Annotated in this window: 17 protein-coding genes, 1 tRNA gene and 1 pseudogene; 3 read left to right on the forward strand and 16 right to left on the reverse strand. The window is 35.9% G+C overall.

The window, feature by feature from the left end; all coding sequences use genetic code 11:
- Positions 1–219: 219 nt before the first annotated feature.
- The 13 genes and pseudogenes from ML462_RS00700 to ML462_RS00755 form a co-directional block, all read right to left on the reverse strand.
- On the reverse strand, positions 220–1,206 hold the full coding sequence (locus tag ML462_RS00700; protein WP_240711810.1) for a hypothetical protein: 987 nt from the start codon (positions 1,204–1,206) through the stop codon (positions 220–222).
- Positions 1,178–1,555 (reverse strand): helix-turn-helix domain-containing protein, encoded by a 378-nt coding sequence (locus tag ML462_RS00705; RefSeq protein ID WP_240711811.1) that lies wholly within the window; start codon positions 1,553–1,555, stop codon positions 1,178–1,180. The genes ML462_RS00700 and ML462_RS00705 overlap by 29 nt, the downstream gene beginning before the upstream one ends.
- A 175-nt stretch (positions 1,556–1,730) precedes the next feature.
- On the reverse strand, positions 1,731–2,489 hold the full coding sequence (locus ML462_RS00710) for a hypothetical protein (protein ID WP_240711812.1): 759 nt from the start codon (positions 2,487–2,489) through the stop codon (positions 1,731–1,733).
- A 219-nt stretch (positions 2,490–2,708) separates the two neighbouring features.
- Positions 2,709–3,176, reverse strand: coding sequence for a site-specific integrase (locus tag ML462_RS00715; RefSeq protein ID WP_262914730.1), 468 nt, complete (start codon positions 3,174–3,176; stop codon positions 2,709–2,711).
- 111 nt (positions 3,177–3,287) lie between these two features.
- Positions 3,288–3,446, reverse strand: a pseudogene (locus ML462_RS16040) (hypothetical protein); the annotation flags it as partial.
- 18 nt (positions 3,447–3,464) lie between these two features.
- Entirely contained in the window at positions 3,465–3,854 is a 390-nt protein-coding gene (locus tag ML462_RS00720; RefSeq protein ID WP_240711814.1) for an Arm DNA-binding domain-containing protein, read from the reverse strand.
- Between the two features lie 290 nt (positions 3,855–4,144).
- Positions 4,145–4,218: transfer RNA gene (locus tag ML462_RS00725), tRNA-Arg, on the reverse strand.
- A gap of 143 nt (positions 4,219–4,361) precedes the next feature.
- A complete protein-coding gene (locus ML462_RS00730; RefSeq protein WP_240711815.1) occupies positions 4,362–5,195 on the reverse strand; it encodes a M57 family metalloprotease in 834 nt (277 codons plus the stop codon).
- A 109-nt stretch (positions 5,196–5,304) separates the two neighbouring features.
- Positions 5,305–5,580, reverse strand: coding sequence for an ATP-dependent Clp protease adaptor ClpS (locus ML462_RS00735; RefSeq protein ID WP_240711816.1), 276 nt, complete (start codon positions 5,578–5,580; stop codon positions 5,305–5,307).
- Between the two features lie 56 nt (positions 5,581–5,636).
- Positions 5,637–6,470 carry a 50S ribosomal protein L11 methyltransferase gene (prmA, locus tag ML462_RS00740; RefSeq protein WP_240711817.1) on the reverse strand — a complete coding sequence of 278 codons (834 nt, stop codon included), beginning with the start codon at positions 6,468–6,470 and terminating at the stop codon, positions 5,637–5,639.
- A gap of 2 nt (positions 6,471–6,472) precedes the next feature.
- Positions 6,473–7,225, reverse strand: coding sequence for a triose-phosphate isomerase (gene tpiA / locus ML462_RS00745; RefSeq protein WP_240711818.1), 753 nt, complete (start codon positions 7,223–7,225; stop codon positions 6,473–6,475).
- A 144-nt stretch (positions 7,226–7,369) separates the two neighbouring features.
- Positions 7,370–8,464, reverse strand: coding sequence for a BT_3928 family protein (locus tag ML462_RS00750; protein WP_240711819.1), 1,095 nt, complete (start codon positions 8,462–8,464; stop codon positions 7,370–7,372).
- A gap of 5 nt (positions 8,465–8,469) precedes the next feature.
- The gene (locus tag ML462_RS00755; RefSeq protein ID WP_240711820.1) at positions 8,470–9,033 is read right to left on the reverse strand and encodes a DUF1599 domain-containing protein; all 564 of its coding nucleotides are present in this window, start codon (positions 9,031–9,033) and stop codon (positions 8,470–8,472) included.
- Between the two features lie 89 nt (positions 9,034–9,122).
- Here ML462_RS00755 and folP point away from each other — a divergent pair, with 89 nt between their 5' ends.
- On the forward strand, positions 9,123–9,947 hold the full coding sequence (gene folP, locus ML462_RS00760) for a dihydropteroate synthase (protein ID WP_240711821.1): 825 nt from the start codon (positions 9,123–9,125) through the stop codon (positions 9,945–9,947).
- Positions 9,948–9,984: 37 nt separating this feature from the next.
- A complete protein-coding gene (gene cdaA / locus ML462_RS00765; protein WP_240711822.1) occupies positions 9,985–10,758 on the forward strand; it encodes a diadenylate cyclase CdaA in 774 nt (257 codons plus the stop codon).
- 6 nt (positions 10,759–10,764) lie between these two features.
- Here the strand turns inward: cdaA and ML462_RS00770 are convergent, their stop codons facing one another.
- On the reverse strand, positions 10,765–12,531 hold the full coding sequence (locus ML462_RS00770) for an ABC transporter ATP-binding protein (protein WP_240711823.1): 1,767 nt from the start codon (positions 12,529–12,531) through the stop codon (positions 10,765–10,767).
- 3 nt (positions 12,532–12,534) lie between these two features.
- Positions 12,535–13,278, reverse strand: coding sequence for a tRNA pseudouridine(38-40) synthase TruA (gene truA / locus ML462_RS00775; RefSeq protein WP_240711824.1), 744 nt, complete (start codon positions 13,276–13,278; stop codon positions 12,535–12,537).
- A gap of 110 nt (positions 13,279–13,388) precedes the next feature.
- On the opposite strand from truA, the gene ML462_RS00780 reads away from it, so the two are divergent.
- Positions 13,389–13,877 (forward strand): metallophosphoesterase family protein, encoded by a 489-nt coding sequence (locus ML462_RS00780; RefSeq protein ID WP_240711825.1) that lies wholly within the window; start codon positions 13,389–13,391, stop codon positions 13,875–13,877.
- Positions 13,878–13,980: 103 nt separating this feature from the next.
- On the opposite strand, the gene ML462_RS00785 is transcribed toward ML462_RS00780, so the two are convergent.
- Positions 13,981–14,391 carry a DUF4293 domain-containing protein gene (locus tag ML462_RS00785; protein WP_240711826.1) on the reverse strand — a complete coding sequence of 137 codons (411 nt, stop codon included), beginning with the start codon at positions 14,389–14,391 and terminating at the stop codon, positions 13,981–13,983.
- Positions 14,392–14,467: the final 76 nt, after the last annotated feature.

Below are 14,467 nucleotides of genomic sequence, written 5' to 3' on the forward strand. Positions count from 1 at the left end.
AACCTTATTTAAGTTATTACCAGCAATAGGTGTTTCAAAAGTTTTTAAAGTCATTAGAAAGTGATTAAAATGTGGAAGAGAATACAAGTAACCAGTTTTCAAACCAGTACGTGTATCCCCGTGTTTAAACCTATTCTAATTTTTACTTTATCCCGTGTGAAATTCGCCTTTAAGTATATATATATCTATAGTACAATAATCGTAGTAGTCTTCTCCTTATTAAGTAGAATAATTTTTAATAAGTAGGCTATCCTTTTTATTACTAACTGCAATTAAAACATTATTATAAAAATGCCATTTATCACCCTTCGTAAAATGTTCGTGTAACTCTTGAATATAATTAACCATTTCACTTTTACGATTCTTAGAAAAATATTGAAATGTATACAGAGCACGGTCGACACCTACTTTTTTAGTAAAAAGAAAATTATGATAGTTTTTAGTCTCAAGTGGATTTAGTTCATTTCTTTCGACACGTTTCGAATCAGAAAAAAGGTCGCATATTTTTGCTTTATAAAAGCTAGATTTCCAATCTTCAATTAAATCGTTCCAATTATCCTTAAAGCTTTTAAAGGTTCGAATCTCTTTTTTCTTCCGATAACCTGATTTAGCATTTATTTTAATTTCAAATCTTAATATAAAAAGATGCTTTCTCAATCTATCTGCTACTTTTCCTGAAATTATACGCCTATCCTTCATCTCAAGCAATTTATCATAAAAAATCAATCGATACTTTGCGCCTTTAAAATAAACAGAAGAAGCACTCCATCTTTCAATTGTTAATTCTGGGTAGCTTGTCAAGCAGGGGATAAATCTGTCGTATGCACTTGGCAATTTAATATTACCTCCAATTTCGATGTAATTCAATTCTAATTCGTAAATAAATTTCGAATCTACACCTAATCTTTTTGAAATCAATTCCACACACTCGCAATAAGCTGAATATGACAAATCATTAACTGCATTTTTGCCTCCATATTTCCATTTTCTCAAATTCCCTTCAAGGAATATTTTACATCCATTTGGAGTTTGTTTAATTTTTACCTCTAAAATTTCTGTTAGATTATGATTATAGATTTCTATAATCCAAACCTTACCTTCTTTATTTTTATTTCCATATATCAATTTTACGTTACAGTATGGATCTAAATAAAATTCTGGTATTTCCCCTTTTGATTTAAAATAGTCCATCATAGCCTTTCTCATTTAGATAAATTTCCAATTCTTCTCTTTTTACTCTGATAGATGAGCCCGGACTTCTTTGCATAGTCCTTAGACCGTCATTAGCCCAACGATCAAAAGTTTTACGAGAAATTTTTAACTGGCGCTCAATCTCTTTTGGCGTTAGAATATCATCCTTTCTTTTAATTTCATAAAGTTTCGTTTTGAATGAATCCCTCAAACTTTCGATTTCTCTTTTGAGTTCTTGATCAAATTTCTCTTTATATTTCTCTCTAAATTCTTTGTTTTTTCTTTTATCCTCATTTGATCGATTCAGAATAAAAATTTTAAAATTTTTGATACTCTCTTTAGAATTGTAATCTAATTTTTTCATCTTTTTTTGTATTAAGTTTATATCTACCTAATACACGTAAACACTTTTATTGTACAGCAGAATCCTGTTAAAAAAAAGTTAAAACAAAAAACCGCCCAATCGGCGGTCTCTTTAATCTAAAAATTGAAGGTTTGGTATGTTTTTTATTCTATCTCTGCTATAATTATTGATCTTCTTAAAATCTATCTATTCGTGGCACATTAAATTCTAAAAGATGACGGTAATCAGATTCTTCAAGTTTAATTTCATCTAAAACATCGACAAAGTCAAATCTTTTTGACGTTCCCTCAATATCAATCATAGGACTAACCATTTCAGGAATAGAAAAATTAATTTTTATCTCTTGACCATCCTCATTGACTAAAATCGCTTTACCTTCATAATCATTACAGGTTTTAGCTATATAACTCTTCTCCTTATACCTTATTCTTAACAAACATTCATCTGAATCTATTTTTCCAGCTATCAAAAATTGAAGTTCACTATTTTCATTTTCCAGTACCCATCCTTGAATATATCTAAATTTATTTTCAGATATCTTCTCAGTTTTTTCTTCGGGAATTTCAAAATAATTTTCGATTATATAATTTGACCAATATTTAGCTTGATCAACATTTCTGGTTATGGCATAAAGATTTGGCTCACAGTTATCAATGTAAATACACAAATCTTCAGCAATTCCACTTAAGATCTTATCTCTGACGTTCCTATTATTTGGATTAGTAAATTCTGGAATAATCTTCTTAAACTCATTCTCTGTACTAATATTTAGCCACTCAGCAATCTTTTCAGTCATACCTCCATATCGATAGAATTCATCAATAAGGTCGAAGGAGAATGCTACAACCTCCTCTCTATTTAAGCCATTTTCATAAGATTGTCCAAAACCCTGATAAAAATTTAAACAAATAAGTAATATTACAAGTTTTTTCATTTTATAAATGTTTAAAAAAAAGCGTGGAACTGAATCCTACGCCCTTCAAGTACCGCCAAGCACTCATCCGACAAATAGGAACAGCCCACGCCGTAGCGTGAGCGTTCAACTATTACATCTGTCGGAATTCTAAAATTGGCGGTTTTGAAGGGACAAGTAAAAGCTAACGCTTCTTAATATGTTCTTTATACATTATTTCATAAAGCTAAAATAGATAATTTATTCAGTAAAGCTTACGCTCATTACAGACTTCTCTAAAGTATCATCATCACTATTCAAATACCTTCCAGTCATATCCATACTCCCATGCCCCATAAGTTTCATAATATGAGAAGCTGGAACATTATTATTAGCCAATAATGATCCAAAGGTATGACGCCCTGTATGAAAGCTTACTCTTTTATTTATTTTAGACCATCTTGCCAAAAGTTTCAAATCTCTGTTAACCGCAACATTAGATCGATAAGGAAAAAGCGTTTTACGATAAGAACTTTTGTATTTCATTATCAAAGCAACCACTTCACTTTTAAGGAAAATCTTTATTTTCTTACTGGTTTTTTTCATCCTTAATTCAATATAATTATCTTTAAATTGTTCTTTATTAATTGAAATTACATCGGAATATCTTAACCCTGTATAGCAACTAAATAGAAATAAATCCCTAGTTAAATTTAATCCTGGCTCCATAGAACCTATATTAAGATCGAGCTTCCTTAAACGTGAAATTTCCTTTACATCCAAATATTCCTCTCTAACATTTTCCTTTGGCTTAGGAATAAGTTTACAGTAATTTTTGCTTAGCAAGTCTAAACGAATAAATTCCTCTAAAGTGCATATTAGGGTTTTTCTTCTAGTAGCTATTCCACTTGGGCCAATTCCTTCATCCTTTAAGTACTCGAAAAAATCTGAAAAGAATGCATAATCCAAATCACTAACACTTAGATTAGCTTTATATTTCTTTAGTTGCTTACCTAATTACTTATAATGATATTGAGTTCCCGGTTTAATAGTTCTAAATTTCTTTTTACAGAACTTTTCAAAATGAACATAAAAATCCTTTGTACCGCTTCCATTATAGAAATTTTTAATCATCTCTAGACTAATATCCTTATCCTGTAATTCACAGTCGGTTATAAAGTCTTTAAAAGATTGTTCTCTCTTTTCTAAGTTACGTTTAAGCTTACTGAGCTTCATCCCCTTTGGATAAGATTTTTTAGAATCCCAATCAGTTGGCTTCAAAGATTTTCCTACTGGCAATCTCAACAAATCAGAATTTAGAATAATTTGGTAATACAAGGGGCATGTACCATCTTTCTTCGTTTTGTCCTTTCTCAAAATCGTTTTTACAGAATAAGAATATTTCATAGTATAAATTTTACGTTCATCTTACTTATACCTCGGAACGTTTTTTTTCTTCACACTAAAGTTCTACGAATATTTACAAAATTCAAAGCAATCCCAGTGGCAATAAGGGTTTTGGGGAAATGTTAAAGTTTAAAATTATAAGAATTTTCCCGGTTTTGGGAATCGAAGGGATAACTATAGGGATAATAATTTTGACGTAATTTGACGTAATTTGGGTAAACTAGAAAACAAAAAACCCCGCTTTTAGCGAGGTTTTATAGACTTGAATAGTCAAATTTAGTATTTCGTTGTGACCTCGCCAGGATTCAAACCTGGAACCTTCTGAGCCGTAATCAGATGCGCTATTCAGTTGCGCCACGAGGCCTTATCAATAAAGCTTTACTATTCTGCAAAGCGGGTGCAAATATAAATCATTATTCTAAAACTAAAAACCCTTTTCAGAAAAAAGTAAATAAAAAAATAAAGGCGGGGTTACCGCCTTTATAATAAGTACCCGGGTTATTTTATTTAGTATAGGTAGTTAAGGGCTGTAACATCATTAGATCCAAATTCTCCATCTTCATTGGCTCCAAAACAGGCAAGCATAACAGAAGTTGAATCATATCCTGTTGGGGTTCCAGGAATATGTACAGCTCCATCAGGATTTGCACTTTCACCAGACTGTCCACAACTTTGTCTGCTAAACCAGTCGGTATGACGAAGCCCAACAGAATGTCCAATTTCATGTGTAATTACATGCTCATTAGTATTGGTACTGTATGCTTCCATACCTGAATAGATCTGAACGTACTTGTAAGGATTTCCATTGCTAGGGAAACCGGCAACTCCGCCAGCCTGTTCGTTAGGGTTCTGATATACAACGATATCATAAGGGCCATAATTGGTTCCAAAAGTTAGAGTAAAAGTGATCCCGATATTAAGAGCATTATAATTATCGATAGACCAGCTTAAAGCATTTCTTTGTTTATTGGTTAAGGCCTGAGAACCGCCAGTGTACCCAATAACATTTACTGTTCTGGGTGTACTAACCAGGTTGTAGGTACGATACTGCTTATCTGTTATTGAAGCAGATGACATGGTATTCATTTGCTCCTGGGACATGGCAATATCACCTTCAATTAGATAGTTTTCAATAAAGCTTCCATCAGGTAATAACATATTGTTCTTTTTAATATGCTTTGAATTGAAATTAAGATCAGAAACTTTTTGGCGTAACTGATTCGAAATTTCTGGTTCCTCCTGCACCATATTATCTGAAGTTATTTCAGAAACCTGGTCTTTTTCACAAGAAGAAATTACGGCAACCGCCATAAACAAGGTAAATAGTTTAATTGTTTTCATAAGTAAGTTTAAGTGTTTGGGGTACTTATGACAACAACTTAGTAAAATCTATGGGTTTGATAGGGTAACAAAAGTTAAATTGTAAGAAAATACTTAAAAACGTTAAAAATTAAACGATTTCTGCACTTAAACCGGCATCTAGTATTTTAGAACATCTGGGCTTTAAATCTTCGTAAGAACCGGTTTTTACCGTACATTTTCCTTTATAATGAACCAGGATGGAACATTGTTCTGCCTGTTCTGGAGTATGGTCACAGGCATAAATAAGTGTTTCTATAACATGATCAAAAGTGTTATAATCATCATTATATAATACAATCTCGTTTTGTTTTTTCTTTTTGGTCTTTACTTCAACCTTCTCTAATAATTCTTCTTTCGTGCTCATCTTCCAAACATTTCTCTTTCAAAAAAGTCTAAATATACAAATTAATGATAAAAATTTCAGCGTGAAAATTTTGCAGCGATCCATTCATTTTTTTCAAAATTTTCTATATACTTCAAACCAATCTTTTCACAGGCTTTTTTTATAGCAGGTAGATCTCCTTTATAGAAACCACTCAAGTACAGATCTCCTTCGGCCTTCAGGCTGTTACCATAAACCGGCAAATCCCGAAGTAGAATATTACGGTTAATGTTAGCAAGGATCACATCATATTCACGCCCTTCGAGCAGCTCTGCTCCGCCCTCTTCCACATTAATATGCTCACAATCATTCGTGCTGATATTTTCCAGAGTATTCAAATAACACCAGTTATCGATATCAATGGCATCAATGGTTTTAGCCCCTTTCATCGCAGTAAGAATGGCCAGTACACCGGTACCACATCCCATATCCAGGACAGACTTTTCTGTCCATTCATTTTTAAGGATATGCTGAATCATCATATGAGTGGTCGCATGATGTCCAGTCCCAAATGACATTTTAGGCTCTATAACAATATCGAATTCTGTATCTGGCTTTTCATGAAATGGCGCTCTTACGCTACAAATATCCTCTACAAGGATCGGTGAAAAGTTCTTTTCCCATTCTTCATTCCAGTTCACCCTTTCGATCTCCTTTAGATCATAGGTGATCTTGAAATCTTCAGACTGCAGTATATGTACTCCTGCCAGGATGTCCTCTTCATATTCTTCTTCAGGGATATAAGCTGTAATACCATCTTCGTTTTCCACAAAACTTTCAAAGCCGAGGTATCCAAGTTCGGCAATCAGAATTTCAGAAGCGGGCTGAACCGGCTCTATATTAAAATGAAATTCAAGATAATTCCCTGCCATTATTAGAATGAATTTACAATCTGAACAAAATCTACTGCGTTAAGGCTTGCTCCTCCAATAAGACCACCGTCTACATCTTCCTTCGCAAAAATCTCTTTCGCATTATTCGGTTTCACACTTCCCCCATAAAGAATAGAGGTATTTGAAGCTACTTCCTTTCCAACATTTTTCTCAAGCAGGTTTCTAATATGCTTATGCATTTCCTGAGCCTGCTCCGGGCTGGCGGTTTCTCCTGTTCCAATTGCCCAAACCGGTTCATAGGCCAGGATAATATTCTTCCAAGCACTCTGCGGAAGATTAAAAAGCGCCTCTCTTAACTGAGTCTCTACCAGGTCAAAATGCTTTCCACTCTTTCTATCTTCAAGCTCTTCACCGAAACAGAAAATTACCGTCATTTCATTATCTATAGCGGCATTTACTTTCTTGGCCAGGATTTCCCCATTTTCATTGAAATAAGCCCTGCGCTCACTATGTCCCAAAATCACTGTGGTTACACCAACACTTTTAAGCATTGCTGCTGAAACTTCGCCGGTGTAAGCTCCCTTATCATTTTCATGCATATTCTGGGCAGCCACTATTACAGGAGTCCCTTTCAAAGCCTGAAACGTAGGATATAAATTGGTGAAAGAAGGTGCTACCATAACTGTAGCTTCAGGATCTTTTACCATCTGAAGTTTTAATTTACCAAGTAATTCTTCTGTCTCGGCAAGATCGTTATTCATTTTCCAGTTTCCGGCAACTATTTTATCTCTCATAATTGTAATTTTTGGTTCGATAGTAATGTTCATTGTGTCTCTAAACACAACGCTAGCAAATATAAGGAAAGGAGAAATGATTGACTCTTAAACCAAAGCCAAACCTTATATTTTTAGTAAGTTTTTAAAAGTTCCTGCTGAAAATTATAATTCGATATCTGAAGCGTCGAACCAGTGTTTTTTCTGGGTTATCGTACCCTGATTCAAAGTAAGAAAACCTGGATTGGATCTCACGATGGTCTTTAAGGCGGTCTCATCTGTTTGATAAAAATCGAAGTTAAGATTAAATTCCTTTTTCAATTTTTCCTGAAGATCGGTTCCGGAAGCAGTAAGCCCTATAACCTTATAACCTTTTTGCAAAGCTTCTTCGCTTAAAGATTTTACGGCATCATAACCATCTATTTCAGTAACTCTTAGGTTATAAGTAACGATCAAAAGCACCTTTTCAGCAGAAAGCACTTCCTGGGTGATATCCCCTTCGTCTCCCTCGATCACAAAATCATGAATGGGAGGAATGGCGTTTTCACCGGTCTGGGAAGTTTCCACTCCTACGAATTCTCCGTCTACCTGTGGATATGCGCCATTGTTCTGAATGACCTTTTCTTCGCCATTCACATTAAATTTCCAGCTATAGATCACTTCGGCTTTTTCTGCTCCTTCCGGTAATTGCATCTTTTCAGGAATATTATTTCCAATTTTATAGGGTCTGAAATCCATCATAGGCAAATGCATCAGTACGTGATAACAAAAGGCAAAGCAGGCCATGAAAGAAGCAAATATTACCCACTTGTGATACTTCACCGGAAAGATAGGATTGATATATTTTTGATTGAAGAAGATCACAAGGATGAGAACTAGAAGAATTACATCCTTATAAAAGGACTCCCATGGAGTTAACGGGATCGCATCCCCAAAACACCCACAATCGGTCACCTTATTATAATATGCTGAATAAAAGGTAAGAAATGTAAAAAAGACGATCATTAAAAGCAGGCTCCAACTCGTAAATTTCGGAGCATAACCAATGAGCAACATGATCCCCACAACAAGTTCAAATATCACGATCAAGATCGCTATGATAAGGGCGAAGGGAATGAGGAAAGTGATATCCAGGACCGGTTCGCTGAAATATTCCTGCAATTTATAAGAGAAGCCAACAGGATCGTTAAGTTTTATAAATCCTGAAAAAATAAAAAGAACTCCTACCAGTATTCTGGCAATACTTACAATTGCTTTCATTTATATTAGTTTTTGGCTGCGGTATTTTCTTCGGCCTCGCTAAAATGGATCATGGCAAATACCGAATAATTGATCATGTCCTGGTAGTTGGCATCTATACCTTCGCTAACCAGAGTTTTACCTTTATTATCTTCGATTTGTTTTACTCTGAGCAGTTTTTGAATAATAAGATCGGTTAATGAACTAATTCTCATATCACGCCAGGCTTCACCATAATCGTGATTTTTGTTCATCATTAATTTTTTAGTTTCAGAGATCTTCTCATCATATAGCTTAATAGCATCTGCGGGCGAAAGATCCGGCTGATCGGCGATTCCTTTCTCCAGCTGGATTAGCGCCATTACAGAATAATTGATGATACCTATGAATTCAGATTTTTCATCTTCATCTACTTTTCGCACTTCACTTTCCTGTAATTGCCTAATACGCTGAGCTTTTATAAAGATCTGGTCGGTAAGAGACGGCAACCTTAAAATTCTCCAGGCACAGCCGTAATCTTTCATTTTATTTAGAAACAAACTGCGGCAAACTGCGACCACCGCATCGTATTGTTTTGAGGTATCCTGCATGAAGTAGATGTAATTTGCGTAAATTTCGGGCAAATATTTCAGATAGTCAAAAGTTAATTTCCAGGCTCACGAAAAACCTAAATACCGAAATGCTCATTAACTGTAAAGGAAATCTCATCGACCTGTCGAAACCTAAGGTTATGGGAATCATAAATATCACGCCCGATTCGTTTTATAGCGGAAGCAGGTCCAATTCAGACCGTGAAATCCTTGAAAACACAGAAAACATGCTGAAAGAAGGAGCGACCTTTCTTGACCTGGGAGCTTACAGTTCAAGACCTGGAGCCGATGATATTCCGGTAGAGGAAGAATTGCAGCGAATGATGCCGGTTATAGAACTTATCTTGAAAGAATTTCCAGATGCGATCCTTTCCATTGACACCTTTAGAGCTGAAGTTGCCGAAAAAAGCCTGAATGCTGGTGCCGCGATCATTAACGATATTTCGGCAGGTCTACTTGATGACGGAATGCTAGAAATTATTGCTAAATATCAGGTTCCTTATATCATGATGCACATGAAAGGCACTCCGCAAACCATGAAAAACCTAAACCAGTATGAAGATCTCACTGCCGATGTGCTTATCTATTTTTCTGAAAGGATAAAAGCTGCCAGAAATATTGGCTTAAATGATCTAATAGTTGATCCCGGATTTGGGTTTGCCAAAAATGCCGACCAGAATTTTGAGCTTTTGTCAAAACTGCAACTGTTTAGAATTTTAGAGCTACCAATACTCATCGGGATATCCAGGAAAAGTATGATCTGGAAAAAATTGCAAATTTCAGCAAATGAAGCCCTAAACGGAACTACTGTTTTAAACACTTTAGCATTGCAGAAAGGAGCAAATATTTTAAGAGTTCATGACGTTAAGGAAGCTATGGAATGCATCAAATTAACCAGTGAATTATCTAACTAATTTTAGTTTTTCTATTTTTACATAAAACCCCCGCAATTTGGACATCATAGATCTTCGAATTCTCGATATTCTGGATATTGTTTTTGTAGCACTACTACTCTACTATGTTTATAAACTTGTACGTGGTACTGCGGCCGTGAATATTTTCATAGGAATTGTAGTGATCTACCTGGCCTGGCTCCTTACCCAGCTGCTTCAAATGGAATTGTTGAGCAGCGTTTTAGGCGAGTTCATTGGGGTGGGTGTGTTTGCCTTAATCGTAGTTTTTCAGCAGGAGATCAGGAAATTCCTGTTGATGATTGGTTCCACAAATTTTACCCAGAAGGGAAAGTTCTTTAAGAGTTTTAAGTTTAGTCGTGAAGATTTCGACTCGAAAACAGATATAGATGCGATCATCGATGCCTGTGAGGCTATGGGTAAAACCTACACCGGCGCATTAATGGTCATTCAAAAAAATAATAAGCTCGATTTTGTAAAGAATACAGGTGATGAAATGAAGATCGAGCTGAACCAGCCCATCATAGAATCTATTTTTTTCAAGAACAGTCCGTTACATGATGGCGCCATGATCATCGAAGATAATAAGATCACGGCTACGAGGGTGATTTTACCTGTTTCGAATGACAGGTCCATTCCGTTGAGATTCGGTTTAAGACACAGGGCTGCCGTTGGAATTACCGAAAAGACAGATGCGCTTGCACTTATAGTAAGTGAAGAGACCGGGCAAATCTCCTATGTTAGGGACGGGCAGTTTGTAATGTTCGAGACCAACGAGGAGCTAAAGGAAAAATTAAAAGAAGATCTTAGTTAAATTCTTTTATAAAGCCTCCTCAGCCTTAAACTGAACTTCATAAAGCTTGCGGTAATAACCATCGGTTTTTTTGAGCAGCTCTTTGTGGCTTCCTATTTCCACAATTTCACCTGCATCCATAACTATGATCTTATCTGCTTTTTTAATGGTAGCCAGCCGGTGTGCGATCACTATCGAAGTCCTTCCTTCCGTGATCCTATCTGTCGCATCCTGTATAAGTTGCTCGCTATAGGAATCTACAGATGAAGTGGCCTCATCCAGGACAAGTATACTAGGGTTACTCACGTAGGCACGTAGGAATGAAATTAGCTGTCGTTGACCGGAAGAAAGCATGGCTCCTCTTTCCTTGACGTTGTAATAGTATCCGTTAGGAAGCGAACTAATAAATTCATGAATTCCTATTTGTTTAGATGCCCTAATCACATCCTCATCCTTAATATCAGGATTATCAAGATTGATATTGTTCATGATGGTATCTGCAAAAAGAAAAACATTTTGAAGCACCACCGCAATTTGCTCTCGTAAGGAACTTAGCTTGATATCCTTAATATCTGTACCATCTACCAGAATAGAACCGCTATTTATTTCATAAAACCTGCTAAGCAAATTAATAATGGTCGATTTCCCAGCACCTGTTGCTCCTACGATAGCGACGGTCTCCCCTTCTTTTACTTTGAAAGAAATACCCTTAAGAACTTCTTCATCTTCAACATAACTAAACCTTACATCTTTAAATTCAATGTCTCCTTTCAAATTATCAATCTCCAGTCTTCCTTTATCCTCGATACTGGCTTCCGTATCCAGAATTCCGAAAACTCTGTTCGCCGCGACCATTCCCATTTGCAGGGTATTAAATTTATCAGCGATTTGTCTTAACGGCCTAAAGAGCATTTGGGATAATTCAATAAATGCTACGATAATACCAAGAGACATTTCATCTCCTGCCACTACCCTTAATCCACCAAACCAAACGATCAAACCAATTGTAATAGAAGAAGACATTTCAGCAATAGGGAAGAAAATCGAGTTATACCAAACCGTTTTTACCCAGGCTTTTCTGTGTTTATCATTGATCTTTCTGAAATTATCATATTCAGTCTTTTCTCTGGTAAACAACTGAACAATCTTCATCCCTGTAATTCGCTCCTGAACAAAGGTGTTAAGGTCGGCTACCTGAGTCCTCACATCTTCAAAAGCCAGTTTCATTTTCTTCTGAAAGACGCGTGTGGCATATATAATGAATGGCAATACTGTTAACACCAGTAAAGTTAATTCCCAGCTTTTATAGAACATCACTCCAAGAACTACAAGCATTTTTAGGAGGTCACTAATGATCATGAACAATCCCTGACTAAAAATACTGGCAATGGTCTCAATATCACTCACCGCCCTGGTAACAAGCCTCCCTACGGCAGACTTGTCGTAATACTTCATTTTAAAGCCGAGCATATGCTCGAAAAGCTTCACCCTTATATCTCTTACCACACTTAGTCCAAGCCAGTTGGCGTAATAAATAAAGCAGAATTGAAAGACCACCTCAAGAACCAGAACACCAAGCATAAGGCTTACATAGTAAATGAGACTTTCAAAATCTGAAGTCATCAAGGCTTCATCTATGGTTTCCTGTAAAAGTATAGGTCTTAAAACAGCAAAAAGAGATACCAGGATCGCCGCAACCCCAACGAAATAAAAAATTCGCTTATAAGGATTGGTATATTTAAGCAAGCGCTTAAAAAGATCCATATCGAATGCATTTCCCGTCTTTGATGCCATCTGCTATATTCTAATATTTTCAGGATATTCTATCCTGGTTAAATATAATCCATGGGCCGGCACCGATGTCCCGGCTTTTCCACGATCTCTGCTTTTAATCACTTCATGAATATGAGATTCCGGATATTTTTCCTGGCCAATTTCAATAAGTGTTCCAACCACTGCCCTCACCATATTCCTTAGAAACCTATCGGCGGTAATATGAAAAACAAGCCTGTTACCATCTAATTCCCACCTTGCCTCTTCTATTTTGCAATTATAGGTCTTTACATCTGTTCTGCTTTTGGAAAAACATTTAAAATCTGTGTATTCCTTCAGTTCAGATGCCGCCTTATTCATTTTTTCAAGATTCAGTTCATGCTTTAAGAACCAGGCAAAATCAACACTAAATGCATCTTTTTCCTGAATAATATGATATTCGTAACTCCTGGAAACAGCATCGAACCTTGCATGAGCCTCATCCTTCACCTTGAAAATATCAGAAATGGCGATATCTTTTGGCAGCATGGAATTCAACTTATATTTCAGCAATTTCGTATCGATCTCTTCTTCATAATCGAAATGTGCGAACATCTGTTTTGCATGCACTCCGGCATCGGTTCTTCCGGCACCAACAATATCGATCTTTTTTCGAAGTACCTTGCTAAGATTCTGCTCCAGAACTTCCTGAACGCTTATCGATTCTGGCTGATTTTGCCAGCCATGATATGCTTTTCCAAAATATGAGAGTTCTATAAAATACCTCAAGCTCCGCTTTCTTTTTATATTAGCGAAATGCAAAGATAAGGCAATTATAACAAGGATAAAGCCTTTAAAGAACCTGCTTTGTTAAACGAATTTTAAATGTTGATCTCAATTTGAAAAAAATACTTCTACTTAGTGATACCCACGGACACATGGACGATCGAATTCTTCATTATGCTGAGCAGGCAGATGAAATTTGGCATGCTGGAGACATAGGAAACCTGGAAGTCACAGATAAACTTAAGATCATTAACCCTTTAAAAGCGGTATATGGAAATATCGATAATGCGGAAATTAGAAAGGAATTTCCGTTGAATAATAGATTTATGTGCGAAGACGTGGATGTTTGGATCACCCATATTGGCGGTTATCCAGGTAGGTATTCACCAGCCATTAGAGAGGATATCAGGAAAGACCCACCAAGGATCTTTATTTCCGGTCATTCTCATATTTTAAAGGTGATGAACGATAAAAATCTAAATTTATTACACATGAATCCCGGAGCAGCAGGAAAGCAGGGGTTTCATAAAAAACGAACCATGTTGAGGTTTAAGATCAACGGAAAGGACATAAGTGACCTTGAAGTAATTGAACTGGAATAGAGGATAAATTTTAATTCAATTTCTAAGTCCATTTTGAGGTATTAAAAAACCCGAAGCTTTCACTTCGGGTTTTTCACGCACTAATACTACTAAGATGATAGGCTTATCGTAATCGGTCTACAGATTTTACGAGATCTTCGTCCTTTTTGATGGCCTTATTGGCCAGAACAAGAAAAACGATAGAAATAATAGGAAGAAACATCCCAATACCCTTCTCTGAAATATCCATTTCTCCGGGTAAAGTTAGAGACCAATAAACAAACACTCCTAGTAAAAAAAGGTTCAATATTATATTAAGTCGGCCCAGAACAAACTGAAGCTTTCTATTCTTAAACATAAATATACTTACCAGTGAAATTGCCGCCGATGCTATAAACATCCCAAAAGCGATCAACTCATCCTGGGCATATATAGACTCACCTACAGAATTCTCCCAAAGCGAAAATACGAAAATAAGTCCAGCACTCGTTATAGCTGCTAAAAGTAAGTAAATAGTCTGTATTCTTTGAAGCATATTTCTTGCGATTGCGGGACAAAAATAAAAGATTCTTTTTAGAATTACAGAGTAAAAGTTCAAAATAAAGTTGTAT

The sequence above is a fragment of the Christiangramia lutea genome (assembly GCF_022489035.1).
Taxonomy (GTDB): Bacteria; Bacteroidota; Bacteroidia; order Flavobacteriales; family Flavobacteriaceae; genus Christiangramia; species Christiangramia lutea.

What these genes read in the sequence shown, in the direction of transcription:
- ML462_RS00700 (WP_240711810.1), bottom strand. Translation starts at nt 1,206, where the DNA reads ATGAGAAAGGCTATGATGGACTATTTTAAATCAAAAGGGGAAATACCA.
- ML462_RS00705 (WP_240711811.1), bottom strand. Translation starts at nt 1,555, where the DNA reads ATGAAAAAATTAGATTACAATTCTAAAGAGAGTATCAAAAATTTTAAA.
- ML462_RS00710 (WP_240711812.1), bottom strand. Translation starts at nt 2,489, where the DNA reads ATGAAAAAACTTGTAATATTACTTATTTGTTTAAATTTTTATCAGGGT.
- ML462_RS00715 (WP_262914730.1), bottom strand. Translation starts at nt 3,176, where the DNA reads ATGGAGCCAGGATTAAATTTAACTAGGGATTTATTTCTATTTAGTTGC.
- ML462_RS00720 (WP_240711814.1), bottom strand. Translation starts at nt 3,854, where the DNA reads ATGAAATATTCTTATTCTGTAAAAACGATTTTGAGAAAGGACAAAACG.
- ML462_RS00730 (WP_240711815.1), bottom strand. Translation starts at nt 5,195, where the DNA reads ATGAAAACAATTAAACTATTTACCTTGTTTATGGCGGTTGCCGTAATT.
- ML462_RS00735 (WP_240711816.1), bottom strand. Translation starts at nt 5,580, where the DNA reads ATGAGCACGAAAGAAGAATTATTAGAGAAGGTTGAAGTAAAGACCAAA.
- prmA (WP_240711817.1), bottom strand. Translation starts at nt 6,470, where the DNA reads ATGGCAGGGAATTATCTTGAATTTCATTTTAATATAGAGCCGGTTCAG.
- tpiA (WP_240711818.1), bottom strand. Translation starts at nt 7,225, where the DNA reads ATGAGAGATAAAATAGTTGCCGGAAACTGGAAAATGAATAACGATCTT.
- ML462_RS00750 (WP_240711819.1), bottom strand. Translation starts at nt 8,464, where the DNA reads ATGAAAGCAATTGTAAGTATTGCCAGAATACTGGTAGGAGTTCTTTTT.
- ML462_RS00755 (WP_240711820.1), bottom strand. Translation starts at nt 9,033, where the DNA reads ATGCAGGATACCTCAAAACAATACGATGCGGTGGTCGCAGTTTGCCGC.
- folP (WP_240711821.1), top strand. Translation starts at nt 9,123, where the DNA reads ATGCTCATTAACTGTAAAGGAAATCTCATCGACCTGTCGAAACCTAAG.
- ML462_RS00770 (WP_240711823.1), bottom strand. Translation starts at nt 12,531, where the DNA reads ATGGCATCAAAGACGGGAAATGCATTCGATATGGATCTTTTTAAGCGC.
- ML462_RS00785 (WP_240711826.1), bottom strand. Translation starts at nt 14,391, where the DNA reads ATGCTTCAAAGAATACAGACTATTTACTTACTTTTAGCAGCTATAACG.